Annotated in this window: 22 protein-coding genes and 2 pseudogenes; 13 read left to right on the top strand and 11 right to left on the bottom strand. The window is 73.8% G+C overall.

Annotation, left to right across the window (positions count from 1 at the left end):
• Positions 1 to 175: 175 nt before the first annotated feature.
• From ACQEUR_RS19205 to ACQEUR_RS19195, 3 genes are all read left to right on the top strand, one after another.
• Positions 176 to 709: a hypothetical protein gene (locus ACQEUR_RS19205; protein WP_433032886.1), complete on the top strand. Its 534-nt coding sequence runs from the start codon at positions 176 to 178 to the stop codon at positions 707 to 709.
• A 255-nt stretch (positions 710 to 964) separates the two neighbouring features.
• Positions 965 to 2446 carry a gluconokinase gene (locus ACQEUR_RS19200; RefSeq protein ID WP_433032883.1) on the top strand — a complete coding sequence of 494 codons (1482 nt, stop codon included), beginning with the start codon at positions 965 to 967 and terminating at the stop codon, positions 2444 to 2446.
• Positions 2447 to 2493: 47 nt separating this feature from the next.
• Entirely contained in the window at positions 2494 to 3609 is a 1116-nt protein-coding gene (locus ACQEUR_RS19195; RefSeq protein WP_433032880.1) for a MerR family transcriptional regulator, read from the top strand.
• Positions 3610 to 3696: 87 nt separating this feature from the next.
• On the opposite strand, the gene ACQEUR_RS19190 is transcribed toward ACQEUR_RS19195, so the two are convergent.
• Entirely contained in the window at positions 3697 to 4758 is a 1062-nt protein-coding gene (locus tag ACQEUR_RS19190) for an NAD(P)H-dependent flavin oxidoreductase (protein WP_433032877.1), read from the bottom strand.
• Positions 4759 to 4858: 100 nt separating this feature from the next.
• On the opposite strand from ACQEUR_RS19190, the gene ACQEUR_RS19185 reads away from it, so the two are divergent.
• Genes ACQEUR_RS19185 through ACQEUR_RS19175 form a run of 3 tightly spaced genes read left to right on the top strand, consistent with a single transcriptional unit; the run spans position 4859 to position 6089 of the window.
• On the top strand, positions 4859 to 5191 hold the full coding sequence (locus tag ACQEUR_RS19185) for a PadR family transcriptional regulator (protein WP_433032874.1): 333 nt from the start codon (positions 4859 to 4861) through the stop codon (positions 5189 to 5191).
• Positions 5188 to 5805: a hypothetical protein gene (locus tag ACQEUR_RS19180; RefSeq protein WP_433032871.1), complete on the top strand. Its 618-nt coding sequence runs from the start codon at positions 5188 to 5190 to the stop codon at positions 5803 to 5805. The genes ACQEUR_RS19185 and ACQEUR_RS19180 overlap by 4 nt, the downstream gene beginning before the upstream one ends.
• 2 nt (positions 5806 to 5807) lie before the next feature.
• Entirely contained in the window at positions 5808 to 6089 is a 282-nt protein-coding gene (locus ACQEUR_RS19175) for a hypothetical protein (RefSeq protein ID WP_433032868.1), read from the top strand.
• Here ACQEUR_RS19175 and xylB read toward each other — a convergent pair.
• Positions 6086 to 7504 (bottom strand): xylulokinase, encoded by a 1419-nt coding sequence (xylB, locus tag ACQEUR_RS19170; RefSeq protein WP_433032865.1) that lies wholly within the window; start codon positions 7502 to 7504, stop codon positions 6086 to 6088. The two genes, ACQEUR_RS19175 and xylB, sit on opposite strands and share 4 nt — an antisense overlap.
• A 144-nt stretch (positions 7505 to 7648) precedes the next feature.
• On the bottom strand, positions 7649 to 8836 hold the full coding sequence (gene xylA / locus ACQEUR_RS19165) for a xylose isomerase (RefSeq protein WP_433032862.1): 1188 nt from the start codon (positions 8834 to 8836) through the stop codon (positions 7649 to 7651).
• A 125-nt stretch (positions 8837 to 8961) separates the two neighbouring features.
• On the opposite strand from xylA, the gene ACQEUR_RS19160 reads away from it, so the two are divergent.
• Positions 8962 to 10209, top strand: coding sequence for an ROK family protein (locus ACQEUR_RS19160; protein ID WP_433032859.1), 1248 nt, complete (start codon positions 8962 to 8964; stop codon positions 10207 to 10209).
• A gap of 297 nt (positions 10210 to 10506) precedes the next feature.
• Here the strand turns inward: ACQEUR_RS19160 and ACQEUR_RS19155 are convergent, their stop codons facing one another.
• On the bottom strand, positions 10507 to 10983 hold the full coding sequence (locus tag ACQEUR_RS19155) for a MarR family winged helix-turn-helix transcriptional regulator (RefSeq protein ID WP_433032856.1): 477 nt from the start codon (positions 10981 to 10983) through the stop codon (positions 10507 to 10509).
• A gap of 59 nt (positions 10984 to 11042) precedes the next feature.
• Here ACQEUR_RS19155 and ACQEUR_RS19150 point away from each other — a divergent pair, with 59 nt between their 5' ends.
• The gene (locus ACQEUR_RS19150; protein ID WP_433032853.1) at positions 11043 to 12176 is read left to right on the top strand and encodes a PP2C family protein-serine/threonine phosphatase; all 1134 of its coding nucleotides are present in this window, start codon (positions 11043 to 11045) and stop codon (positions 12174 to 12176) included.
• Here the strand turns inward: ACQEUR_RS19150 and ACQEUR_RS19145 are convergent.
• From ACQEUR_RS19145 to ACQEUR_RS19135, 3 genes and pseudogenes are all read right to left on the bottom strand, one after another.
• On the bottom strand, positions 12170 to 13621 hold the full coding sequence (locus ACQEUR_RS19145; protein WP_433032963.1) for a sugar transferase: 1452 nt from the start codon (positions 13619 to 13621) through the stop codon (positions 12170 to 12172). The two genes, ACQEUR_RS19150 and ACQEUR_RS19145, sit on opposite strands and share 7 nt — an antisense overlap.
• A gap of 268 nt (positions 13622 to 13889) precedes the next feature.
• Positions 13890 to 15620: pseudogene (locus ACQEUR_RS19140) on the bottom strand (VWA domain-containing protein).
• Between the two features lie 199 nt (positions 15621 to 15819).
• On the bottom strand, positions 15820 to 16893 hold the full coding sequence (locus tag ACQEUR_RS19135) for a lactonase family protein (RefSeq protein ID WP_433032850.1): 1074 nt from the start codon (positions 16891 to 16893) through the stop codon (positions 15820 to 15822).
• Between ACQEUR_RS19135 and ACQEUR_RS19130 the strand changes: the two are divergent.
• The 5 genes and pseudogenes from ACQEUR_RS19130 to ACQEUR_RS19110 all read left to right on the top strand — a co-directional run.
• Positions 16844 to 17131, top strand: a pseudogene (locus tag ACQEUR_RS19130) (hypothetical protein); the annotation flags it as partial. The gene ACQEUR_RS19135 and the pseudogene ACQEUR_RS19130 overlap by 50 nt on opposite strands.
• A gap of 130 nt (positions 17132 to 17261) precedes the next feature.
• Positions 17262 to 17564 (top strand): FCD domain-containing protein, encoded by a 303-nt coding sequence (locus ACQEUR_RS19125; protein ID WP_433032960.1) that lies wholly within the window; start codon positions 17262 to 17264, stop codon positions 17562 to 17564.
• A 3-nt stretch (positions 17565 to 17567) separates the two neighbouring features.
• Positions 17568 to 18359, top strand: a complete 792-nt coding sequence (locus ACQEUR_RS19120) for a (Fe-S)-binding protein (protein ID WP_433032847.1) — start codon at positions 17568 to 17570, stop codon at positions 18357 to 18359.
• Positions 18356 to 19807: a lactate utilization protein B gene (locus ACQEUR_RS19115; RefSeq protein WP_433032957.1), complete on the top strand. Its 1452-nt coding sequence runs from the start codon at positions 18356 to 18358 to the stop codon at positions 19805 to 19807. Before ACQEUR_RS19120 ends, ACQEUR_RS19115 begins: the two co-directional genes overlap by 4 nt.
• A complete protein-coding gene (locus tag ACQEUR_RS19110; protein ID WP_433032844.1) occupies positions 19794 to 20495 on the top strand; it encodes a LutC/YkgG family protein in 702 nt (233 codons plus the stop codon). The genes ACQEUR_RS19115 and ACQEUR_RS19110 overlap by 14 nt, the downstream gene beginning before the upstream one ends.
• Positions 20496 to 20570: 75 nt before the next feature.
• Here ACQEUR_RS19110 and ACQEUR_RS19105 read toward each other — a convergent pair whose 3' ends face one another.
• Genes ACQEUR_RS19105 through ACQEUR_RS19090 form a run of 4 tightly spaced genes read right to left on the bottom strand, consistent with a single transcriptional unit; the run spans position 20571 to position 25108 of the window.
• Complete coding sequence (locus ACQEUR_RS19105; RefSeq protein WP_433032841.1) at positions 20571 to 21173, bottom strand: GTP-binding protein; 603 nt, start codon at positions 21171 to 21173, stop codon at positions 20571 to 20573.
• Positions 21154 to 21543 carry a DUF742 domain-containing protein gene (locus ACQEUR_RS19100; RefSeq protein ID WP_433032838.1) on the bottom strand — a complete coding sequence of 130 codons (390 nt, stop codon included), beginning with the start codon at positions 21541 to 21543 and terminating at the stop codon, positions 21154 to 21156. Before ACQEUR_RS19100 ends, ACQEUR_RS19105 begins: the two co-directional genes overlap by 20 nt.
• The gene (locus tag ACQEUR_RS19095) at positions 21533 to 21955 is read right to left on the bottom strand and encodes a roadblock/LC7 domain-containing protein (protein WP_433032835.1); all 423 of its coding nucleotides are present in this window, start codon (positions 21953 to 21955) and stop codon (positions 21533 to 21535) included. Before ACQEUR_RS19095 ends, ACQEUR_RS19100 begins: the two co-directional genes overlap by 11 nt.
• Positions 21956 to 25108 (bottom strand): nitrate- and nitrite sensing domain-containing protein, encoded by a 3153-nt coding sequence (locus tag ACQEUR_RS19090; protein ID WP_433032832.1) that lies wholly within the window; start codon positions 25106 to 25108, stop codon positions 21956 to 21958.
• Between the last annotated feature and the right edge of the window lie 210 nt (positions 25109 to 25318).

Raw genomic sequence — 25318 nt, 5'->3', positions numbered from 1 at the left:
GCGTGTTCGGGCCGGGGCTGGCCGTCGGGGAGTGCGATGGCGGTACTGGCCCGCGTCGTGCGGGATGTCGCCGCCGAGTCCGCCGACGACGAGGCGGTCACGCTCGTGCGAGCGGAATCGATCGTCGGGATGTCTCACTCGTTTCGTCCCGAGTGTCGATCGGGTAGGTGGGGGCATGGATCGCAACGTGGTCAAGGTGCTGCTCGCCGCTTGGCGACGACCCGACTTCCGAGCTGGCCTACGGCACCTGATCGACCTGGACGAGGTGACGTCTCTGCTCGCCGCTCTGGCCGTCGACGATCACGACGACGAGGTACGGCGCCGGACGATGGAGCTCCTGCGGTCGGCGCTGGAGACAGCGGAGATCCGGGCCGCGGTCCTGCTGCTGATCGAGACCGATGACATCCGGCACAGTCTCGCCGCCGCGATCTCGGACAACCTCGCCGACCGCTCGGGTCTCGCGTCGTCGATCCGGTCTGCTCTGGACGATCCCGCCGTCCGCGCCGAGATCCGCGACGCCCTCGAGTCGCAGGGGATGCGGACACTGGTCTGGAAGGCGGCGGAGCATGAGTTCCGTGGCCGTCGACTGACGCTGGTCAGGGAGGCAACGGTGCTGCTCCTGCGGCACCGTCCCGCCCGCCGCCTGGTCTGGGCGCTGAAGCGCCACGGCGTTATCCGAGAATTGCGCCGCGGACCGGCACCTACCTGATCTCACAGAACAACCGTGGACGCCGGCTGGGCACCGAGTGGCTCAGCCGGATGCGAGCAGCGCTCGACCGCAACGGCCTGGACATCCGAAGCTGACACGGCACTAGCGTGGTCAGATGGCCGCTGCCCGCACCGCCGTGACCGCCGGCATCCAGGTCGTCCGGCGCACCGCAACCAACCAGCAGCACGGTGGGCGCCCAGGGCCAGGGTTGGCTAGGGTCGCCGGAGACCCGCGCCGCCAATGACGAGGACTGCGATGACCCGGACCGACGACGACGTCGCCCTCGATTCGGCGCTGGACCCGCTGGTCCTCGCGCTGGACATCGGATCCACCGCCACCCGTGGCGGCGTGCAGGACGCGTCGGGCCGGCGGGTCCACGGCCTGCAGTACAAGGTGCCGCACGCCTTCACGGTCGCGCCTGACGGCACCTCGGTCATCGACCCGGATCAGGTGACCGCGGAGGTCGAGCAGGTCCTCGACGCCGTGACCGGGGACCCCCGGCTGGGGACCCGCATCGCCGGCGTCGCGATGGACACCTTCGCCGCCTCGCTGATCGCGGTCGACGCGGCCGGACGCCCGCTCACCCCGTGCCTGACCTACGCCGACTCCCGCAGCACCGACGCGGTCACGGCGCTGCGGGAGGAGCTCGACGAGCAGGCAGTGCAGCAGCGCACCGGCACCCGCCTGCACCCGAGCTACCACGCCCCGCGCCTGCGCTGGCTCGCGGCCGCGCAGCCGCGCGCCGTCGCAAAGGCCGCGCTCTGGTGGTCCCTGGGCGAGTACGTCCTGGCTCGGCTGGTCGGGCACCCGCTCGCCGGAACGTCCACGGTGGCGTGGACCGGCCTGCTCGACCGTCGCACCGGCGAGCTCGACGCCGAGCTGCTCGCTGCCGCGGGCATCGGCCCCGAGCAGCTCTCCCCGCCGCGGGACATGACCCAGCCGGCACCTGCGGCGGCCCCGGCGCGCTGGCCCGCCCTCGCTCGGGCCGCGTGGTTCCCCGTCATCACCGACGGCTTCGCCAGCAACATCGGGTCCGGAGCGACCGACGCCACGGTGCTCACCGCGTCGACAGCCACCAGCGGTGCGTTGCGGGTGCTGCTCGACGGCCCTGCCGATCCCCTACCGTTCGGGCTGTGGAACTACCGGGTCGACGCGGGACGCACGCTGCTCGGCGGGGCGATCAACGATGTCGGTCGCGCCGTCAGTTGGGCGCAGAGCACCCTGCGCCTCAGCCCGGCGCTCGCGGCCGCCCTCACCGCGCCGCCGAGCGACGCCACGCCGCTGGTGCTGCCGTACCTCACCGGTGAACGCGCACCGGGCTGGGTCGGCGGGGCGCGCGCCGTGCTCGGCGGGGTATCGGCGGCCACGGACGCCGACACCCTGTTCCGCGGGATCGTCGAGGGCGTGGCCATGACCTACGCGCGCGTCGCCGACGAACTGCACCCGGCCGCCCCGCGGGTCGTGGATGTCGCGGCGGCGGGACGGGTCAGCAACGACCACCCCGAGTGGCTCCAGATCCTCGCCGACGTGCTCGGCCGACCCGTCACGCACGTGACCCGGCGACGCGCCACGCAGCGTGGCACGGCGCTGCTCGCGCTCGACGTGCTGGCACCGGACGTCCCGCGCGCGCCCCGGGCCACCGGGGCGACGTACGAGCCGCGCCCCGCGCACGTCGAGCACTACGCGCAACGGCGGGCGCGGTTCGCCAAGGTGTACGACGCGCTCGTGCGCGGCTGACGGACCGACTTGTCCCTCACGTGGCGTCATGCCACATAGTCGATGGCGTGCAAGAGCACCTGACCGTGGGACGCGTGGCCGAGTTGGCCGGCGTGAGCGTTCGTACGCTGCACCACTATCACGAGATCGGCCTCGTGCAGCCGTCCGCACGGACCGGGGCTGGGTACCGGGCCTACTCGGCGACTGACGTGGAGCGACTGCGGGAGGTGCTCGCCTACCGGCGGCTGGGCTTCGGATTGCGCGAGATCGCGGAGCTGGTTGACGACCCGACCACCGACGCGGTCGCACATCTGCACCGGCTGCGCGGCCTGCTGCTGGAACAACGGGACCGCGCTGCCGCCATGGTGACGGCCATAGACCAGGAACTGGAGGCGCGGGCAATGGGGATCAGGACGACCCCGGAGGAACAGCTGAAAGTGTTCGGCGCGCAGTTGTACGAAGCCATCGGCTCTGCTTACCCGGCGACGCGGCGCACCGAGCCGCGGATCGCCGCGAGGATCTGGGATGCGCTCGGCGACGCGCGGACGGTGCTGAACGTCGGGGCCGGCACCGGCTCCTACGAGCCCCCCGACCGCGATGTCACGGCGGTGGAACCGTCGGCGGTCATGCGGGCACAGCGTCTCACGGGCGCGGCGCCGTGCGTGGCCGCCAGTGCGGAGAGCCTTCCGTTCGAGGACCAGTCCTTCGACGCCGCGATGGCCTTCAGCACCGTTCATCACTGGCACGACCCGATCGGCGGGCTACGCGAGATGCGGCGCGTGGCCCGCCGCGTGGTGGTGTTCACCCACGACGCCAGTGACACCGGCTGGCGTCACCGGTTCTGGCTCACCCGCGACTACCTGCCTGAGGTCGCCGGCCTGGTCGCCGGTCGGCCGTCGGTGGACCAGCTGGCCGGGGCGATCGGGGCCCGCATGGAGCCGGTGCTCATCCCGTGGGACTGCGCTGATGGCTTCTTCGAGGCCTACTGGCGCCGGCCCGAAACGTACCTGGACGAACAGGTGCGCCGCGCGGTATCGGTATGGACCAGAGTCGGGCCGGAGGCCGAGCGGCGGGCAGTGAACAGACTTCGCGACGACCTGTCCTCGGGGCGGTGGGCCGAGCGCAACCGCGAACTCGCCGCCCTCGACGCGGCAGAGCTCGGACTTCGCCTGCTCGTAGCCTGAACCGTCGCGCGCACGAACGCCGTCAAGCGGCGAGGCCGCTGGAGGCTGCCGCTGCCGCCGTCGCCTGCCTCCCGCCGGACGACGCCGTCAGAGCGCCGCCGACAGCGCGGCGACGGCCTCGGCCGCCGGGCCGGTACGCGCCTGCCGGTATCCGGTGCCGGCCCACAGATGCACCCGGTCCGGGTCGTTCGCCCGCACCGCCGCCACGCGCAGCCCTCGGGTCAGGTGGTGGATCGCGGGATACCCGAACGGAGCCGTCGCCTCGTGCCGGTCGATGAAGCCGTTGCGCAGTCCGCGCGCCGGTCGCCCGGTGAAGGCGCGGGTGAGCACCGTCCCGGTACGCGCGGGATCGGCCAGCGCATCCTTGTGCACCTGGCTGGTGCCGCTCTCGTCGGTACGCAGCAGCAGGGTACCGACCATCACCGCCGACGCTCCCTCGGCGAGCAGCCGCCGGACCCGTCCGGCCCCGTCGACGCCGCCCGCCGCCACCACGGGCAGCCCGGTCGCCGCCACCACCTCGACGGTGAGCCGCTCGGCGGTGGTCGGCGACAGCGGCCGGCGCGGGTCGTGGGTACCGCTGTGCGCGCCGGCCTCGGTGCTCTGCGCGACGAGGCCGTCGACGCCCAGGTCGTGGGCGGCCCGCGCCTCCGGCACCGTGGTCACGGTGACCAGCACCCGGCTCCCGGCCCGGCGCAGCGCCCGGACCGTCGCCGGGTCGGGCAGGCCGAAGGTGAAGCTGACCACCGGTACCGGCGCGGCCAGCAGCAGGTCGAGCTTGTCCCGCCAGTGGTCGTCGTCCACGACCAGCGGCGCGTGCGCCAGGTCCAGGCCGTACGGCGCGCCCTCGGCGGCCAGTTCGCGGGCGTACCGGCGGAACTCCGCCTCGGTGATGTCGTCGCGGCCGGGCACGAAGAGGTTCACCCCGATCGCGTCGCCGGCCGTGCCGCGCAGCTCGGCCAGTTCCGCGGCGACGGCATCCGGCGTCTTGTAGCCGGCGGCGAGAAAGCCGAACCCACCGGCGGACGCGACCGCCGACACCAGGGCCGGCGTGCTGGTGCCGCCGGCCATCGGAGCGGCGACGAGCGGGAGTTCGGTGTCGAACAAGCCGGCCCACCGGGCACGTGCTGGTCCGGACGGGGCGCCGGTCACGACGCCGAGTATGCCGGCGCCCGGACGGCCGCTCGGCGGCACCTCACCGACTCTCGTCTTGCTAGGTTGAAATCTAGTAAGGGCTTGCTAGAGTACGAGCATGCCCAACCCGCGGATGACGCTGCCGACCCAGGCGGTGCTGCGTACCCTCGTCCAGCACCCGTCGCACGAGTTCTACGGCCTGGAACTCTGCGCCGCAGCCGGCCTGGCCAGCGGGACCATCCACCCCATCCTGGCCCGGCTGGAGAATCTCGGCTGGTTGACGTCCCGCTGGGAGGACCTGGACCCGCACGAGGCCGGGCGTCCCCGCCGGCGCTACTACTCACTCACCTCGGACGGGGCGGTCCAGGCACGTCGGGCACTGGCCGGGGTGGACGCGCGCACCGCCAAGCTCGGCGCCCTGCGGCCGGGGTTCTCCGGGGGGGCGTCATGACCGACCAGGAGCCCGGCCCGGAGCGGACCATCCGGATCACCGTCGGCGGCGCCGCACTGCACACCGACTCGGCCGACGACGTCGTCGCGCGGGTGCTCACGGGCCTCCGCTCGGCCGGTCCCGGCGACTTGCGGGGCACCTTGACAGCACGCCGGGCCCCGACCGACCTCCCGCTACCCCGCCGGGTCCCCGGCACGCACCCCGGCTCGCACAGCCCGTGGGGAGACCGGCCGACCGTGCCGGCCGTCCGGGTCGCCACGGCCATCGCGTTCAACACCAGCAGCTACTGGCGGGGATGGCGCCTGGGCCACGAGGCCGCCCGCACCGCCAGCCTGCCGGCCGTGGCCACCGCGGTGACGCCGCTCCCGGCCGACCGCGCCGGGCTCCTCCGCCGGATCGCCGTCCGTCCCGGTGCCGCCGCCGTCCGTCTCGTCGGCGTCGTCGTGCACGTCCTGCCCGAGTGGGAACGCCCGCGCTACCACGAGGAGTTCCGCGCCGAGCTGAGCCGGCTACACGGCCTGCGCCAGCTCGGGTACGCCACCCGCCTGCTGCTCTCGGCGTTCGCCCTGCGGCGGGCGCTCCGCCAGACGGCGGACACGATCGAGACGGAGTAGCCGTGCTCCTGCGCAGAGCCGGAACGGCCGCACTGGGCGGCGGACTCGTCACCGGGCTGTCGGTCAGCGGCTGGCCGGCGCTGGTGGCGCTCCTCACCCTGGCCGTCATCGCGGTCGCCGCCACCTGCTGGACCATCAGCGACCGGGAACGCCCGAAACGGCTCGCGCTGCTGATCCGGGCCTGGCGTGGGCAGCCGGCCCGACCCTCGACCGCCCGGGTGCCGACGGCAAGGAGGAGATCCGCCGCACCGGCCCGCAACGGCCGGTGCTCGCCTCGCCGCTAGGCCACGGCGGGGCGGTCGGTGACCAGGTCGCGCGCGCCGGCGTACTGCTCGCGGATGCGGGGGACCGCGCTGCCGACGTACTCCTGCACCTGGCCGGCGGTCCACGACGGCGGCTCCGACCCGCCCAGGGTGACCCAGGCGGCCTGCCGGGCGGCCCCGTCCGCGACATACTCCCCCGGCTCGGGCACCAGCACCGGGCAACCGAAGACCTCCGGCGCGATCCGCCGGACCGCCTCCGAGCGGGCCCCGCCGCCGACCAGGATGATCCGGTTGGCGGTGGCGCCCTGGGCGACCAGTGCGTCCAGCCCGTCGGCGAGCGCGCAGAGCATTCCCTCGACGGCGGCCCGGGCCAGGTGGCCGGGGGTGGCGGTGCGCAGGGTCAGGCCGTGCACGGCGCCGGTCGCCAGCGGACGGTTGGGGGTGCGCTCCCCCTCCAGGTAGGGCACCAGGACCAGCCCGTCGGCGCCGGGCGGCGCCGACAGCGCCAGCTTGGCCAGCTCGTCGAGGTCCACCCCGAGCATCGCGGCGGCCGCGTCCAGCACCCGGGCGGCGTTGAGGGTCGCGACCAGCGGCAGGAACCGCCCGGTCGCGTCGGCGAACCCGGCCACCGCGCCGGAGGCGTCCGCGGCGGGCGCGTCGGCGACGCTGAAGACGGTGCCGGAGGTGCCGATCGAGACGATGACGTCGCCGGGCAGCGCGCCGACGCCCAGTGCGGCGGCGGCGTTGTCGCCGGTTCCGGGGCCGAGCGGGGCGCCGTTGGGCAACTGCCCCGCCCGGTCGGACGGGCCGAGCACCGTCGGCACCGCCAGGGCACGGCCGAACGCCCGTTCCAGCAGGTCGGGGCGGTAGTCGCCGGTGGCCGGGGACCAGTAGCCGGTACCGCTGGCGTCGCCCCGATCGGTGCGCAGGGCGTCGAGCCCGGCCGCACCGCCGAGCCGCCAGGTCAGCCAGTCGTGCGGCAGGCAGACCGCGACCGTCCGGTCGGCCAGCTCGGGCTCGTGCCGGGCCAGCCAGCGCAGCTTGGTGACGGTGAAGCTGGCCACCGGTACGCTGCCGACCGCCGCCGCCCAGGCCCGCCGGCCCGCCTCGCCGTCCCCGAGTTCGCCGATCAGGTCGAGGGCGGCCTGTGCCGAGCGGGTGTCGTTCCAGAGCAGCGCGGGACGGACCACGCGGCCGTCGGCGTCCAGGCAGACCATGCCGTGCTGCTGCCCGGCGACCGCCGCGGCGGCGACGTCATCCAGCCCGCCGGCCTGCGCGATCGCCTCCCGCAGCGCCGTCCACCACGCCTCGGGGTGGACCTCCGTACCGTCCGGGTGCCCGGCCCGGCCACTGCGGACCAGGCGACCGGTCTCCGCCTCGCGGATCACCACCTTGCACGACTGGGTCGACGAGTCGACCCCGGCGACGAGCGTCATCTGCTGCGACCTCCGGTCTGTGAACACGGTCTGGCGGAACCGGGAACGTCATGATCGTGGTGATCAGGGAGCTGAGCGCGGGACGCGCCGGCGACACGCCGAACAGCTCCCTGATCACCGCGATCTTGCGACGCCGAGGGGGGGTCAGCGGGCGTTGAGGAGGTGTTCCAGGGCCAGCTGGTTGAGGCGGACGAAGCCGAAGCCGCGGGCGGCCACCGCGTCCACGTCCAGCTCCTCGTACGCGCTGCGGTCGGCGAGCAGGTCGGCGTAGCTCTCGCCCGGGTTGAGCGTCGGGGTGCTCAGCTCGCCGACCTTGCTGACGGCCAGCGCCTCCCGCACCTCCGGGTCGGCCCGGAACGCCACGGCGCGCTCCTTGAGCAGGAGGTAGGTGCGCATGTTCGCCTCGGCCGAGGCCCAGACCCCGGTGTAGTCCTCGGTGCGGGAGGGCTTGTAGTCGAAGTGGCGGGGGCCGGTGTAGGTCGGGCCGCCCTGCGGGCCGCCGTTCTCCAGCAGATCCACCAGCGCGAAGGCGTTGAGCAGGTCGCCGTGGCCGAAGACCAGATCCTGGTCGTACTTGATGCCACGCTGGCCGTTGAGGTCGAGGTGGAACAGCTTGCCCGACCAGAGCGCCTGGGCGATCCCGTGCATGTAGTTCAGGCCGGCCATCTGCTCGTGCCCGACCTCGGGGTTGAGGCCGACCAGCTCGGGGTGCTCCAGCTCGTTGATGAACGCCAGGGCGTGCCCGACGGTGGGCAGCAGGATGTCGCCGCGCGGCTCGTTCGGCTTGGGCTCGATGGCGAACTTCAGCCCGTAGCCACGGTCGATGACGTACTGGGCGAGCAGGTTGACCGCCTCGCGGTAACGGTCCAGCGCGGCCCGGATGTCCTTGGCGACGTCGTACTCCGAGCCCTCCCGGCCGCCCCACATCACGAACGTCTGCGCGCCCAGCTCGGCGGCGAGGTCGATGTTGCGCAGCACCTTGCGCAGTGCGTAGCGGCGGACCTCCCGGTCGTTGCTGGTGAAGCCGCCGTCCTTGAACACCGGGTGGGTGAAGAGGTTGGTGGTGACCATCGGCACGACCAGGCCGGTCTCGTCCAGCGCCTTGCGGAACCGTCCGAGGTGGTGGTCGCGGGCGGCGTCGTCCGAGCCGAACGGGATCAGGTCGTCGTCGTGGAAGGTGATGCCGTACGCGCCCAGCTCGGCGAGCCGGTGCACCGCCTCCACCGCGTCCAGCGGCTCCCGGGTCGCCTCGCCGAACGGGTCGCGGGCCGTCCAGCCCACGGTCCAGAGGCCGAAGGAGAACTTGTCGGCAGGGGTGGGTTGGGCTGCCATGGGGACCTCCACGGGACCATCGACGGTGCGGGGCTTGGGACATCGTCGCGGGTTGACATGTCGGCAACCCGGCCGATTTGTTTATCGGTTGAATTATTTGGCCCGGATATGGCATTGTCAATACCGTGGCGCAACCCTCGACGGTGCCGGTCAGCGCGGCGGGCCGGGCCGTGCGGCAGGCGAGCCTGCGCGAACACAACCTGGCCCTGGTACTCCGGCACATCGCCACCGCCGGCCGGCCCCCGTCCCGGGCCGACCTCGCCGTCGCCACCGGCCTCACCCGGGCCACCGTCTCCGCCCTGGTCGACGACCTCATCACCGGCCGGCTGCTCAACGAGGTCGATCCGGCACCCCGTACCGGCGCCGGCCGACCGGCACTGGGGCTGGTGCTCGCCAGCAACGGTCCGACCGGCCTGGGGCTGGAGGTCAACGTCGACTACCTGGCCGCCTGCCTGGTCGACCTCGCCGGTGCGGTACGGCACCGCGCCCTGCGCCGGGTGGACCTGCGCCCGGTCCCGCCGCTCGACGCCCTGGCCCTGGTCTCCGAGCTGATCGCCGAGGCGGGTGCCGAGGCCGACCGCCAGGGGCTGGTGCTGGCCGGTACGGCGCTCGCCGTCCCCGGCCTGGTCACCTCCACCGGGGTGGTCCGGCTCGCCCCGAACCTCGGCTGGCGGGACGTGGACGTGCCGGCGGTGCTCGGCGACCACCCGGCGCTCGCCGGCCGGGGCCTGAGCGTGGACAACGAGGCCAACCTCGCCGCCCTCGGAGAGCTGCGGGTCGCGCCGCCGGCCTCCGCGAACTTCATCTACATCTCCGGCGAGGTGGGCATCGGTGCCGGGATCGTGCTGCACGGGGCGCTGTTCCGGGGCGCCCGGGGCTGGAGCGGCGAGATCGGCCACGTACCGGTGCACCCGGAGGGCCGGGCCTGCCGCTGCGGCGGTCGCGGCTGCCTGGAGCAGTACGCGGGACAGGAGTCGATCCTCGCCGCCGCCGGACTGACCGGCGCGGCCGGGCTGGCCGGCGTGGCGATCACCCGGCTGGTCGAGGCCGCCGACCGGGGTACGCCGACCGCGTGCCGCGCACTGGCGCAGGCGGGTACGGCGCTCGGGGTGGCGATCGCCGGGGTGATCAACCTGCTGGACGTGGACACCGTGGTGCTGGGCGGCGTCTACGCCCGGCTCGCCCGCTGGCTCTGCCCGCCCGTCGAGGCGGAGATCCGCCGTCGCGTGCTGACCGCCGCGTGGTCGCCGGTGACGGTACGCCCCGCGCAGCTCGGCGGGGACGCCGCCGTGCTGGGCGCCGCCGGGTCGGCCGTGCGCTCCGTACTGGAGCAGCCCGCCCACTGGCTGGCCCGGGACACCCGTCCGGCCTGATGCCGCAGGTCAGGCATACCGCGTCAGCCCGCCATACCGGACGGCCCACGCCATAGCGGGCAGCGGCGGCAGCCGGCATCGGCCCGCCGGAACAGCCCGCTATCGTTGTCGTCGAACAACTATCCGGGGTAACCCGGATCTTCCGTCCACGGCTCCTTCCGGAGCGTGGTTCCGCCATGCCTTCCCACCCGTGACGGGGAGGGACCACCGCCGCTGGACGAAGGAGCACCCGGGCCGATGTACGGGATGGCGAGGACACGGCGCGACGGCCGAGCCGTCGGGGCAGCCGCCCTGGGGTCAGGCGGACCGCTCGCTGGCCCCGAGGTCGCCCCGGAACGTCCGGTCGAACTCGTCGAGCCCCCGCAGCAGCGCCTGCCGTCCGGCGGCGCTCATCCCGGTGAGGGTGGCGGCCAGCCGCTCCCGACGCCCGGTACGCAGCTCGTCGAGCAGCTTCACCCCGGCCGGGGTGAGGTGCAGCGAGATCTCCCGCCGGTCGGCGCGGCCCGGCTCCCGCTCCAGCACGCCGGCGGCGACCAGCCGGTCGCAGAGCCGACTGGCCGAGGAGAGCAGCATGCCGAGGGAGCCGGCCAGACCCCGCAGGTTGATACCGTCGACCTGCTCGACCACGGTCAGCGCCCGCAACTGCGAGCTGGACAACCCACCGGTCGCCTGCTCCCGGGCCGCGTCCCAGACCGACAGCAGGCTGGCCGCGGCGGTGTCCACCGCCGCGACAAGACTCGCGTCCGGCCCGCCCGGGCCTCCCTGCTCAGCCATGATGACCCCGACACTACCGCCGCGACGCAGGTCGCCGCAGACGCGCAGGGGGGCATGAGATGGCGGACCGGCTGACCAGGGTACGGCGGGTGCTGACCGCCGCCCCCGCCGATCTCCTGGTCGAACACCTCGGCGCGGAACTCGCCCGCTCGGCCGGCGTGGCCGAGACCGAGCTGCTCCAGGTCGATCTCCGGCTCTCCGCGCTCATACCGTTGCACGGCGGCGCCCACGTCGTCGGCGCGGGTCACCCCGCCTGGCGGTGCTTCGACCACCAGGCCGAGGTGATCGAGGACGGGGTCCTCCACCTCCCGGCGACGATGCGCGGCGAACGCTGGGGCGTACTCCGGTTGGCTCCGGCACCCGGGGACCCCCGGCTGCGCGCCGAGTTGGCCGAGGTGGCGACGCTGCTGGCGCACGAGCTGGCCGCGGTGACCGGCGGCACCGACCGCTACGCGAAGGGTACCCGGACCCGGCGACTGACGCTGGCCGCGGAGATGCAGTGGGACATGCTGCCCGGCCGGAGCCGGATCCGTCCGTCGTTCGCCCTGGCCGGCCAGCTTGAACCGGCGTACGCGGTGCGCGGTGACAGCTTCGACTGGGCCGACGACGGCGAGCGGGTCTGGCTCGCCACCGTCAACGGCATGGGCGACGGGGTCAACTCCTCGATGCTCACCTGCCTGGGCACCAACGCGCTGCGCAACGCCCGGCGCAGCGGGCTGGAGCTCGCGGACCAGGCATCCCTGGCCGACCAGGCGATCTACGCCTACCACCGGGGTACCCAACATCTCTCCGCGCTGCTGCTGGAGCTGGACCTGCGTACCGGCCTGGTGACCGCGGTGGACGCCGGCTCGCCCCGGCTGGTGCTGCTGCGCGGTGGCGAGGTGGTCGACCAGGCGTTGGACGAGCAGTTCCCGCTCGGCATGTTCGACGGCACGATCTACCAGCCGCAGCACTTCAAGCTGACCGTCGGGGACCGGCTCTTCGTGGTCAGCGACGGCATCTTCGACGCGGTCTCCCGATCAGGCCGGTACGGCGAGTCCGCCCTGCACCGGTTCCTCCGGCGTACCGGGTCGCTGGCCCCGCTGGAGGCCGTCCGCTCCCTGCTGGGCGACCTGCGGGCGTTCGTCGGCAGCGACCTGGTCGACGACGCCGTGGCGGTCTGCCTGGACTGGACCGGCCCGCAGGATCAGTAGGCGCCCCGGCTGCGGATGACCGCCCCGAAGGTCTTCCACAGGATCGTCAGGTCGGCCGCGAGTGACCAGTTCTCGACGTAGTAGAGGTCCAGCCGGATGCCGTCCTCCCAGGTCAGGTCCGACCGGCCGCTGACCTGCCAGAGACCGGTCATGCCGGGCTTGACCAGGAGCCGTCGCGCGACGTCGCCGTCGTAGCGGGCGACCTCGGAGGGCAGCGGCGGGCGCGGCCCGACCAGGCTCATGTGTCCGAACAGCACGTTGGCGAGCTGCGGCAGCTCGTCAAGGGACCACCTGCGCAGGATCCGGCCCACCCGGGTCACCCGGGGATCGTCGCGCATCTTGAACAGCAGCCCGTCCTTCTCGTTCCTCGCGGCCAGTTCGGCGAGGAGCGCGTCGGCGTCGACCACCATCGTGCGGAACTTGTAGACGCCGAACTCCCGACCCCCCTGACCGACCCGGATCTGCCGGAAGACCACCGGACCCCGGTCGTCCAGCTTGATCGCCAACGCGATCACCGCGAGCAGCGGCAGGGTCAGCGCCAGCGTGGCGAGCGACAACGCCCGGTCCACGAAGCCCTTGATGATCTTGCGGGCGCCCCGGAACTCGGGGGCCTCGACGTGGATCAGCGGCAGCCCGGCGACCGGTCGGGTGTGGATCCGGGGACCCGCGACGTCGGTGAGCGCCGGAGCCAGCACGAGGTCGATCCCGGTCCCCTCCAACTGCCAGCCGAGCCGGCGCAACCGGGTCGCGGTCAGTTCGCCGGAGGCGGTCACCGCCACGGTGTCCGCGTTGACGGCGTCCGCCGCGTCCGGGATGGCGCGGAACGAGCCCAGCACCGGTACGTCGCCGAGCCGCTGCGGCACCGGGGCCAGCAGCGCGTCAGGGATGCAGGCACCCACCACCTGGTAGCCGGCGTACGGCTCGCGGCGCAGCGTGTGCACCAGCTCCAGCACGTGCGCGGTGTCGCCGACCACCAGCACCCGTCGGGACCAGCCGGCCCCCCGGGAGCGGGCCCGGTGCAGTCGCTTGCGGGCGGCGAACCGGGCCACGACCAGCCCCACCGTGCCGACGGCGAAGGAGATGCCGAGGAACCCCCGGGAGACGTTCGCGTCGGTCAGGTAGCCGGCGATCGCGACGGCGCCGGCGAGCCGCAGACTGGCGGAGCTGACCCGGCGGTACTCGTCCGCGCCGTAGCCGAGCACCCGGTCGTCGTAGCAGCGCAGCACCTTGAGCGAGGTCAGCCAGGCCAGCACCAGTGCCGGGCCGACGAGAACGTACGGGATCTCCGAACCCCGCGCCTCGTCACCACCGAACCGCGCGAAGTAGCCACCGAGGACCGCCAGCACCAGGATCACGGTGTCGAGCACGAGGATCGCCCGGACGTAGCCGCGCTGCCGTGCCCGGGGTGATCGCGCCGATGCCTCCGGGGTGGACTCCGGAGGCATCGTGGTGGGGCTGAGCAATGTCGCCGACGTCACCGGCCCTCCTCAGCTCAGGGGGCATCCCGATCAGCCGCTCGGTGCCGAGCCGCCCGGGGCACCTCGACATCTTCGCGCACCCGGGATACTACGGAGAGCTTTCGACAGATTACTGTCACTTGATTGTGACGGCCGGCCCTCGGCGCCGGGGACGCGGTGGCCGGTCGGCCGGGGTCGGACGCAGGTCGGGCGGGTGGGATGCGGTGGATCGGTCAGCGGCGCCACCGGCGACGGGTCACCGGGTCGCCTGCGGCCGCAGCGCGATCGCCCGGAGGAAGATGTCGCCGATCTTCGCCGGGTCCTGCGTCACGAAGACACCGCCGCCGGTCACCTTGGTGATCGCGTCCAGCTCCGCCCGGTTGACCTCGTTGCCGATACCGATGATCACGACCTGGACCGGGCGGTCCGGGTCGTTGATCCGCTTGAGCTCGGCCAGCAGGGCCGCCTCGCTGATGCCGTCGTCGTCGTCGTTCTTCCCGTCGGTGAGCATCACCACCGAGTTCACCCGGCCCGGCTCCCAGTCGGCCTGGACCTCCTTGTAGGCGGCCAGGACCGTGTCGAACAGCCCGGTGTCGCCGCGGCTGGCGGTGATCCCGCGCAGGGCCGCCTCCAGCTGGTCCCGCTGGGCGGAGAGCGGACCGATCGAGGAGAGCCGGCGGTAGTCGCGGCTGCCCGCGAGCTTGGTGGAGAAGATCCAGAGGCCGAGTGCCCAGGAGTCGTCGAAGAGCGCCAGGCCGCGCTTGGCCGCCTCCAGGGTGACCTGCATCCGGGTGGCGTTGCCGGCGGTCGGCACCTTCGCCACCATCGAACCGGAGACGTCGATGACCGCGAGCATCCGGCCCGTCTGGGTAGCCACGGACCAGCTGGAGAGGGCCCGCTCCATCGCCGTCGCGTCCAGCCCGGCCGCCGCCGTACCGCCCGGGTTGGCCCCGGCCGTCGCGGTCGGGGAGGCACCGGCGGGGCTCGGGGCACCGCGCGGGGCGACGAAGCCGTCTCCCCAGGTGCCGTCCGGACCGCGCAGTCCCTGCACGGCCAGCCGGTCGTGGAAGCCCGGCGTGTCGAGCGCCTCGAAGAGCTTCGCGGCGGCGGCGACCTTGGCCGGCTCGGTGCCGGGCATCACCGCGTACTGCACTTGCGCCGACATCGGCGCCGGTTCGAGGTAGGCGCCATGTCCGGCGTTCTTCGCGTTGTACTCGATGACGTCCTCTTCGCTCAGCGCGGCGGCGCTCAGCGCGGAGGCGACCGAGGCCGGGTCGGCCGACCGGGGGAACCGGGCGACCAGGTCCTCGCGGACCGCCGAGCGGCCGGTGGCCAGTGCCCGCAGCGCCGCGGTGGTCGCCTGCTGCGCCTGGGCACCCGCCGCACCCGCGGCGGCGGCCAGCGAGAGCAGCCCGGAGAGCCCGGCCGCGTCCCGGCTCGGCTCCACGATGCCGGTCCGCAGCTTGGTGCCGGTGGTGATGCTCTTCAACAGGTCGGCCCAGCCGAGTCGCTTCTGCGGCCAGCCCACGCTGGCGGCCACCGGCTCGGGCATGGCGACCACGACCGGGCTGCGCGCCACCGAGGCGCCGTTCTGGTGGCTTCAGCTGCGCCGTTGCGCAGCCGGAGCAGCCAGGTGGAGACCTGCTGCTCGGCATCGTCCTCGGCATACGGCGTTGCCGGGGCTCACGACGCCGGAGAGCGAGACCCCGTGCTGGCCGGCCACGACGGCGGCGACGTCGACCGAGGCGGTGGCGGTGATGTCCACCGCGACACAGAAGCCCTCGACCTCGGTCTCGTCCTCGACCAGTTGACCGGCGGCGCGCCGGACCGCCGGCTCGATCTCCGGCGCGGCGGCGACGCTGAGTCGCACCTCACCGGAGCAGCCGGGCCCGGCCCACTGTCGATAGCCGAACCACACCCCCGCCGCGACGAGAACAAGCGCCATCGCACTCGCGATGGCGCCTGCCCCACGGAAACCCCTACGCATGCGATGGCGGCCAGACACGGTGACCATCTTGCGGACTCTGACCGCTTCCTGCCAGGGACGTTCGGACGAAAGTTTTTCACAACAGTCGTTTAAATGACGAAAACTCGCGCTGGGTAGCCGAATGGTGCCACGGCGTGGAAAAAACAGCCCCTTTTCGGCGCCCGCCCCGCTTCCGGAACCAAGCGAAGCTTATAGATATTTATGGGAAAATTAAGGAACCCCCGCCGAGCACACAGGTCGGAGTCCCCGTTTCCAGCCGCGCCGAGGCCGGCCCCGGCACCCCGGTCTCCGGGTCGACGGGGAACACGACGACCGCGCCGGCCCGTTCCTGCGCGACGTAGAGGTGCGCACCGAGCAGCGCGATGTGCCGGGGCCAGTCGCCGGTGGTGGCCACCTCGTCGACGTACCGGGGCAGGTCGTCGTCCAATGCGAACACGGTGACGGTGCCGACCCCCCGGTTGGCCAGGTAGAGAAAGCGGCCGTCCGGCCCGACGACGATCTCGGAGGGCTGCACCGGACCCGACCGCCGGCTCGCCCCGACCCGGCCCCGCTCGGTCAGCCCGGCGCCGCCGTCCCACTCGTAGGCGGTCACCGAGGCGTCCAACTCGCCGGCGAGGTAGCAGCGCCGGCCGTCCGGATGTCGGGCGAGGTGCCGGGGCCCGGTACCGGGGCGGGTCCGCACCCGGGCGACCTCCCGCAACCGGCCGTCGCCCCCCACCTCGTACCGGTGGATCGAGTCGGTGCCCAGGTCGACCGCGAAGAGCCCGGTGCCGGCCGGATCGGGCGACACCATGTGGGCGTGCGGTCCGTCCTGACGGTCCGGTACGGGGCCCCGCCCGTCGTGCCGGACCAGGTCCGTCCGCTCGCCCGGCGCGCCGGTGCCGTCCAGCGGATGTACGGAGACGCTGCCGCTGCCGTAGTTGGCCGTGAAGAGGTGGCGCCCCCGCGGGTCCACGGCCAGGTGGCAGGGGCCGTCCCCGCCGGTCGGTACGACGGCCAGGGCGGTCAGCGCACCGTCGGGGTGCACGGTCCAGGCGCTGACCGTGCCGTCGGTGAGCTCGTTGACCGCGTACAGCACGGGCAGTCGGGGATGCCGGACGAGGAACGAGGGCGACGGGGTGGTGGCCACCACGTCGAGCGGGTCGAGCGCGCCGGTGACCGGATCGCGTCGGGCCGCGACGATGCCGGTGCCGTGCCCGCCACCCGCCGCGGTGTAGCAGCCGATGTGCACGATCTCACCGGCGGTCGTCCCGGAAGCAGAGCCGTCAGCCATCCCACGATCAAACCAGAGCACGGCGGGTCGCGTACCGCTGGAAGGATCTTCTGCCTGCGCGGCGAAACCTATAGGATCTTCGATCGTGAGGGGAACCGTGCGCCCCGCCCGCCGGGTGACGCTGGCCGACGACGTCTACGAGTCGGTCCGCGCCCTGGTCATGGACCACGCGGTCGCGCCCGGCGAACGGATCAACATCGACGCGCTCGCCCGTCGCCTGGAGGTCTCCCCCACCCCGGTCCGCGAGGCGCTCGCCCGGCTGGAGTCCGACGGGCTGGTCCGCAAGCGCCCGCTCGCCGGCTACACCGCGGCGCCGCTGCTCAGCCGGGCGGAGTTCGACGAGCTGGTGGAGATGCGGCCCCGACCCGCTGCCCGGGGTCGAGGGCTTCGCCGCGATCGCCGCGTTCACCGCCCAGGACGCGCGCTTCCACCACCTGCTCGCCGAGCAGTCCGGCAACCGGATGCTGCACGACGCGGTGGTCCGGCTCCGCGCCCACCTGCACCTGTTCCGGCTGCACTTCCCGACCGCCCACCACGGCACCAGCGGCCGGGAGCACCTGCGCATCGTCGACGCCGTCGCCACCGGGGACCCGGACGCCGCCGGGTCCGCGATGCGCGGCCACCTGCTCGCCGCCGCCGACCGGCACCTCCCCTTCTTCGAGCGGAGCTGACCCGTGCGGATCGCGCTCTTCGTCACCTGCGTCAACGACCTGGTCTTCCCGGAGACCGGGCGGGCCGTGGTGCGCATCCTGGAACGCCTCGGGCACACCGTGGAGTTCCCGGTCGCGCAGACCTGCTGCGGACAGATGCACGCCAACAGCGGATACCGGGCCGAGTCGCTGCCGCTGGTCCGCGGCTTCGTCGACACCTTCGCCGGGTACGACGCGGTGGTCGCCCCGTCCGGCTCGTGCGTGGCGATGGTCCGCGAGTCGTACCCCCGGCTGGCCGGACCGGACCCCAAGCTGGCGGCGGCGGTCGCCGAGGTCGCGCCCCGGGTCTACGAACTCTCCGAGCTGCTGGTCGACGTGCTCGGGGTGACCGACGTCGGCGGCGTCTTCCCGCACCGGGTCACCTACCATCCCACCTGCCACGGGCTGCGCCTGCTGCGGCTGGGCGACCGGCCGCTGCGGCTGCTGCGCGCGGTACGCGGGCTGGAACTGGTCAACCTGCCCGGCGGGGAGGAGTGCTGCGGCTTCGGCGGCACCTTCGCGGTGAAGAACCCCGACGTGTCGGCCGCGATGCTCGCCGACAAGTGCGCGGCGGTCTGCGACACCGGTGCCGCGTACGTGGCGGCGGCCGACAACTCCTGCCTGGCCCACATCGGCGGCGGCCTGTCCCGGCGGAACCGGACCGGCGCCGGCCGGGACGTCCGCGCCATCCACTACGCCGAGATCCTCGCCGGCACCGGAACCGACGACCCGGAGCCGGCCGGTACGGCACCGGTCACGACGGAGGTGGGCCCGTGACCCCCGGCACCGGCAACATCGTCGCCCCGCTGCCGTTCCCGACGGCGGCCCGGCGGGAACTCGCCAACGGGCAGCTGCGGGCCAACCTGCGCCGGGCCACCCACACCATCCGGGACAAGCGGCTGCGGGTGGTCGGCGAGGTGCCCGACTGGGCGGCGCTGCGCGTCGCCGGCGCGGCGATCAAGGACGACGTCCTGGCCCGCCTGCCCGAGCTGCTGGAACAGTTCGAGGCCGCCGCCACCGCCGCCGGAGCGACCGTGCACTGGGCCCGCGACTCGACCGAGGCCTGCGCGGTGGTCACCGGGCTGGTCCAGCGGACCGGCAGCACCGAGGTGGTCAAGGTCAAGTCCATGGCCACCCAGGAGATCGGGCTCAACGAGGCCCTGGCGGAGGCCGGCATCTCGGCGGTCGAGACCGACCTCGCCGAGCTGATCGTGCAGCTCGCCGACGACACGCCGTCCCACATCCTCGTGCCGGCCATCCACTACAACCGGCGGCAGATCCGCGACATCTTCGCCGGCCGAATGCCCGGGGTGGACCTGACCACCCTCACCGACGAGCCCGCCGCGCTCGCCGAGGCGGCCCGCCGGCACCTGCGGGCCCGGTTCCTCCAGGCCCGGGTGGCGATCTCCGGTGCCAACTTCGCCATCGCCGAGACCGGCACCCTGGTAGTGGTCGAGTCCGAGGGCAACGGCCGGATGTGCCTCACCCTGCCGGAGACGCTGATCTCGGTGGTCGGGGTGGAGAAACTGCTGCCGACCTTCCGCGACCTGGAGGTCTTCCTGCAACTGCTGCCCCGCTCCTCCACCGGCGAGCGGATGAACCCGTACACCTCGATGTGGACCGGCGTCACCCCCGGGGACGGGCCGCGCGACGTGCACGTCGTGCTGGTCGACAACGGGCGTACCGAGACGCTCGCCGATCCGGTCGGCCGGCAGGCGCTGCGCTGCATCCGCTGCTCGGCCTGCCTGAACGTCTGCCCCGTCTACGAGCGGGTCGGCGGGCACGCGTACGGCTCGGTCTACCCGGGACCGATCGGCGCCATCCTCTCCCCGCAGATGACCGGCCCGGACGCCGGCGCCAACCGCACCCTGCCGTACGCCTCCACGCTCTGCGGGGCGTGCTTCGACGCCTGCCCGGTGCGGATCGACATCCCGGAGGTCCTGGTGCACCTGCGCCAGCGCGGGGTGGACGCCCGCCGGGGCCGGCCGTCGGCGGAGCGCACGGCGATGCGCGCGATGTCCTGGGTGATGCGTGACCGGCGGCGGTACGCGGCGGCACTGCGGGCCGCCCGCCGCGGCTCGGCGCCGCTACGGCTGGCCGCCGGCCCGCGCGGCCAGCTACGCCGGCTCCCCTGGCCGCTGTCAGCCTGGACGGCCAGCCGGGACGCCCCGCTGCCGGCCGGGGAGACGTTCCGCGAGTGGTGGGCCGGCCGTGGTCGCGGCTGACGGCGCGGCGCGGCGGAGCGCCCCCGGTACGCCGGGGCAGAGCCCGGGCAGCGCCCGCGACGAGATCATGGCGCGGATCCGGGCCGCCCGGCCGACCGCCCCGGTGACGGTGCCCCGGGACTACCACACCGCCCCGGCAGCGGGCGGCAACGTCGACCGGCCGGCCGAGCCCGAACTGCTCGACCTGCTCGTCGACCGGCTCGTCGACTACCGGGCCACGGTACGCCGCTGCCCCGCCGCGGAACTGGCCGACGCGCTGGCCCGGCTACTCGGCCCGGTGCCCACGCTTGCCGTACCCGCCGGGGTGCCGCAGAGCTGGCTCTCGACGTACCTCGGCCGGATCCGGCGGGACGGCGACGGTGCCCCCCTGACCGTGGCCGAACTGGACGAACCGGGGGTGGCGGTGCTGACCGGATGCGCGGTGGCGGTGGCGCAGACCGGCACGCTGATCATGGACGGCGGGCCGGAGCAGGGCCGGCGGGTCCTCAGCCTGGTGCCCGACCACCACCTCTGCGTGGTACGCGCCGGGCAGGTGGTGCACGGGTTGCCCGAGGCACTCGGCCGGCTCGCCGATCCGACCCGGCCGCTCACCATGGTCTCCGGGCCCTCGGCCACCAGCGACATCGAACTCGACCGGGTGGAAGGCGTGCACGGCCCTCGCCGGCTCGACGTGCTGCTCGTGGAGTAAGGAAGGGCCCCTTCTTATCGCTTTTTGTATAGGAAGGGCCCCCTCCTAACACCCGGGGCCGGGCCGGCGCCCCGCTCAGCCGGCCGGGACCGGATCGCCCCGGCGTTGCGCGACGTGCTCGACCAGGGCCACCAGCACGGTCTTGCCGGACTGCCGGCTCCGCGCGTCGCAGAGCACGACCGGCACCTCCGGGTCCAGGTCGAGCGCCCCGCGCACGGCCTCGACGGTGTACCGCTTGGCGCCGTCGAAGCAGTTGACCGCCACCACGAAGGGGATCCCGCGCCGCTCGAAGTAGTCGACCGACGGGAAGCAGTCGGCCAGCCGGCGGGTGTCGGTGAGCACCACCGCACCGAGCGCCCCGAACGCCAGCTCGTCCCAGAGGAACCAGAAGCGGTCCTGTCCGGGCGTACCGAAGAGGTAGACCTGGAGATCGTCGTTGATGGTGATCCGGCCGAAGTCCATGGCGACCGTGGTGGTCCGCTTCCCTTCCACGCCGTACAGGTCGTCGGTGCCGGCGCTGGCGTCGGTCAGCACCTCCTCGGTGTGCAACGGCCGGATCTCGCTCACGGCGCCGACCAGGGTCGTCTTGCCGACCCCGAAGCCGCCGGCGATCAGGATCTTCAACGCGAGCGGAATCCGCCGCTCCGCGCCGTCCCGATCAGAGAGCCCGGAGTCCATTGACCACCGCCTTGAGAATGTCGTCGTCTGGAAACTGCCGTGTCGCGGGTGGTTCGTACATCGCGATCTGCCCGGCACCGAGAAGGTCGCCGAGCAGGACGCGTACCACGCCCAGCGGCAGGTTGAGGTCGGCGGCGAGATCGGCCACCGAGATCGGCCGCTGCGCCAGCGCGATGATGGCGCGATGCTCCGGCTGCGGCGGCGGGTGCGTCCCCTCCGCCTGCGGCGGGCCGGCCACCACGAAGGCCACCAGGTCGAATCGGCCCGCCGCCGGCTGGACCCGGCCACCGGTCATCGTGTACGGGCGGACCACCGGCCCCGCCTCGTCGTCGAGCCAGTCATGGTGCGGCCCGGGAACCTCAGCCCGCATCTGCTGGCGCCCCCGGTGATCTGCTCGACGCGGTCAGGCTCTCCCCCACCCGGGCGACCAGCATCGCCATCTCGTACGCGATGACGCCGATGTCCGAGGCGGCGCTGCAGAGTACGGCGAGGCAGGCCCCCTGACCCGCGGCGGTGACGAAGAGGAAGGCGGTGTCCATCTCGATCACGGTCTGCCGTACCGGGCCGGCCTGGAAGTGCCGGCTAGCCCCCTTCGCCAGGCTCTGGAACCCGGCCGCCATCGCCGCCATGTGCTCCGCGTCCTCCCGCTCCAGACCGCCGGAGGCGGCCATCAGCAGGCCGTCCGCGGAGAGCACCACGGCCTGCTGCGCCGTGGGTACGCGCTCCACGAGGTCATCGAGCAGCCAGGTGAGATCCACGTCCGCCCTCGTCGTGTGCACCACTTACGCGTCCCCTTCAGATTCGGTGGAGCCCGGGTCGGTGACCCGGGCGGCATCGGAACCGGCACTCGACCCCGAGCTGGCGGTCGGCTTCGGCTCGTCCCGTGCGGGCGCCGGCGCGGGATCGCCGGAGCCGGTGGGTGGGACGGTCTCGGGTCGGGGCCCGACGGAGGCCGGCGGCGCACCGGCGTCGCGGCGGCCCCGGGTGGTCCCCGCCTGCAGCGCCGCCATGACCGCCCGGATCTGCTCGGGCGTACGCGGCGAAGGCTCGTCGGACGGATCGCCGGCGACGCCCGCACCCACGGCACGGCCGCGGCCGGCACCGGCCGGGTCGGCCGCGCCGACCGGCGGGCCGGGGCGGGTCGCGAGCAGTTGCGGAGCGAGATTCGTCTGCCGGATCCGGCGCGGCAGTCCGTCCTCGCCGACCGGCGCCACGGTCGGTCGGCGCGGACCGCCCGGGGCGGCCGGTGGCGGCTGCGCCGCCCCGTCGGGACCGGTAGATCCGGCCCGCGCCGGCCACCCGACCTGCTCCGCAGCGGCCGGCGCCGGGTCGCTCGGCCCTGCCGGTGACGAACCGACCTGGGACGAACCGACCTGGGACGAACCGACCTGGGACGAACCGACCTGGGACGAGCCGACCTGGGACGAGCCGACCTGGGACGAGCCCGCCTGCGACGAGCCCGCCTGCGACGAACCCGCCTGGGACGGGCCACCTGAGCCGGCGGGCGCCGCGGCGGTCGGCGACGCACCGGTCAGTCCGGGCGGCACCGGGCCGGCCGGCGGCACGGGTGGCAGCACCACGGTGTCGTCGTCGGCCCGGGTCGTCTCGTCGGCGGCCAACCGTCGCATCGGACCGCTGCTCTTGACGAGCGCGTCGAGCGCGGCCCCCGCCGTCCGCCTCGGGCCGAGGGGATTCTGGCGCGGTTCCGGCACCGGTGCAGCGCCCCCGACCTCACCGCGCTCCGCGCCGGGTCCGGTCCCCGCGCCGGCCCCCGCCGGTTCCGCCGCCGGACCGACCGGCCGCTCGGGATCCCGCCCCGACGGGTCCGGCCACAACGGGTCCGACCGCAACGGATCCGGCCGCGACGACTCCGGCCGCAACGGATCCGGCCGCGACGAGTCCGGCTGGGACGAGCCCGGCCACGAGGACTCCGGTTGCGACGACTCCGGCCGCCATGCCGGCTGCGGCTCCGGGCCGGACCGGCCGCCGCGCGGAGCGGGCACCCCGGCGGCCAGCTCAGCCGGTACGCCGGGCTCGGCCGGTACGACCAGGTCGTCCGCTACCACCAGGTCACCCGGCACCAGCGCGACCGCGGTCACCCCGCCGTACGGCGAGCTGCGCAGCTGCACCTTGACGTTGTGCCGGGCGCCGAGCAGGGCGACCACGAAGAGCCCCAGCCGGGCGCTGTTGGCGGGCTCGAAGTCGGGTGGGTCGGCGAGCCGCCGGTTGGCCCGTTCGATCGCCTCGGCGCTCATTCCCAGGCCACGGTCCTCGATCTCGATCGCATACCCGTTCGGCACCACCTCCCCGCTGACCTGCACCCGGGTGTGCGGCGGGGAGAACCTGGCCGCGTTCTCGATCAGCTCGGCGAGCAGGTGGATCACGTCACCCACGGCCCGTCCGGCGATCGCCGCCGGCGGCACCGTCGCCAGGTCGACCCGCGGGTAGTCCTCGACCTCGGAGATGGCGCCCCGGACCACGTCCACGATGGAGACCGGGTTGCGCCACCCTCGGCCGGCGGTGGCACCGGCGAGCACCACCAGGTCCTCGGCGTGCCGGCGCATCCGGGTGGCCAGGTGGTCCAGCCGGAAGAGGTCGGCGAGTTCCTTCGGCTCGGCGGTCCGGCGTTCCATCTGGTCCAGCAACGCCAACTGGCGGTGCAGCAGCGTCTGGCTGCGCCGGGCGATGTTGAGGAACACCTCCCGCAGCCCCCGCCGCAGCGTCGCCTCGTCCACCGCCGAACTGACGGCGGTCAGCTGTACCTCGCCGAACGCCCGGCCCACCTGGCCGATCTCGTCGTCGCCGTAGTCCAGCGGGGGGACCTCCCGCTCGACGTCGACCTCCTCGCCCCGGCGCAGCCGCCCGACCACCTCGGGAAGCCGGTCGTTCGCCATCTCCAGCGCCGCGGCCCGCAACCCGGTCAGCCGCCGTACCAGGGACCGGCCGATCCGCAGCGCGATGACCGCGGAGAGCAGTACGGCCGCGAAGCCGAGCAGCCCGGCCAGGCCCAGACGGAGCAGGATGCCGATCGCCACCGGCCGGCTCCGCTCGGTGAGCGCCTCGGCGCCGGTCATCTCGAAGTCCCGCAACTGCTGCTGTACGGGTTCGTAGCTGCTCTGCCAGGCCCGCTGGTCCACCGGCAGGGCAGCCGTGCCGCCGCTGCCGATCAGGCGCTCCTCCAGGGTCCGCAGCCGGACGAAGGAGTCGCCCTCGGTCAGCCGCTGGTATTCGATCCGGTCGGCGTCGGACAGCTCGGCGACCACGGTGGCGTAGAGGAACCGGTGGGTGCCGATGATCTGCACGAGCTGGCCGAACTCGCCCTCGCCGAACCGGTTGGCGGTGAAGACCCCGGCCAGCAGCGCGTCGGCCTGGGCGAGCACCTCCCGGGCCCGGCCGAGTTCGGTCAGGCCGTTCGCCTCCCGGTTGAGGGTCTCGTCGGGCAGGGTGTTCAGCGCGGAGAAGGTCCGGAACGCCGAGTCGACGACGCTGCTGTAGAGGCCGAGCACCCCGGTGGCGTCGACGGCCCGCTGGTCGATGAAGGCCCGCCCGGAGGGCAGCGCGTCGACGGCGGTGAGCAGCTGGTCCAGCCGGGCGTCGAGCAGGTCGTCGATGCTGTCCCGCAGGTCCGGGTCCGAGGTGTGGCGGCGGAACTCCGCGACCGCCCGGTCGGTGCGTACCCGCTGGTCGCCGAGGGCGGCGGCGTCCCGGCCGCCGGCGACGTGGATCACCGAGAGCCGCCGTTCGCGTTGCAGCTCGACCACCAGCACCTCGCCCGGCCGGCCGATCTCGTCGAACAGGGTCCGCGTCGCGAGCAGGGTGGACGCGGGCCCGACGGTGAGGGTGGTCGCGAAGATCCAGAGCGCCGACAGGGCGACGATCGGCACGGCGACCAGCGCGACGATCTTCGAGCGGATCGGCCAGTTCTGGGTTTTCATCAGACCTCGCCGGAAGGGGAGTCAGGGCCGGGGCGCTTCGCACCCGCCGGCCCGCGGCTCCGGCCAGAGTCGAGGGTCACGGGCGCGGGCGCCTCCGGAAGGATACGTAATCACCGCCGCCGGCACTACCGGACGAAGGGTCGGCGAACCGGACCGCTGCGCCGGAGCCGGCACAGGTCGAGCCGGTGCCCCGTCCGGCCGGGCCGCCGT

The organism is Plantactinospora sp. CA-290183 (genome assembly GCF_050936375.1).
Taxonomy (GTDB): domain Bacteria; phylum Actinomycetota; class Actinomycetes; order Mycobacteriales; family Micromonosporaceae; genus Plantactinospora.
Note: the sequence above shows the minus strand (reverse complement) of the source record. Positions and strands in the feature narration are given on the sequence as shown.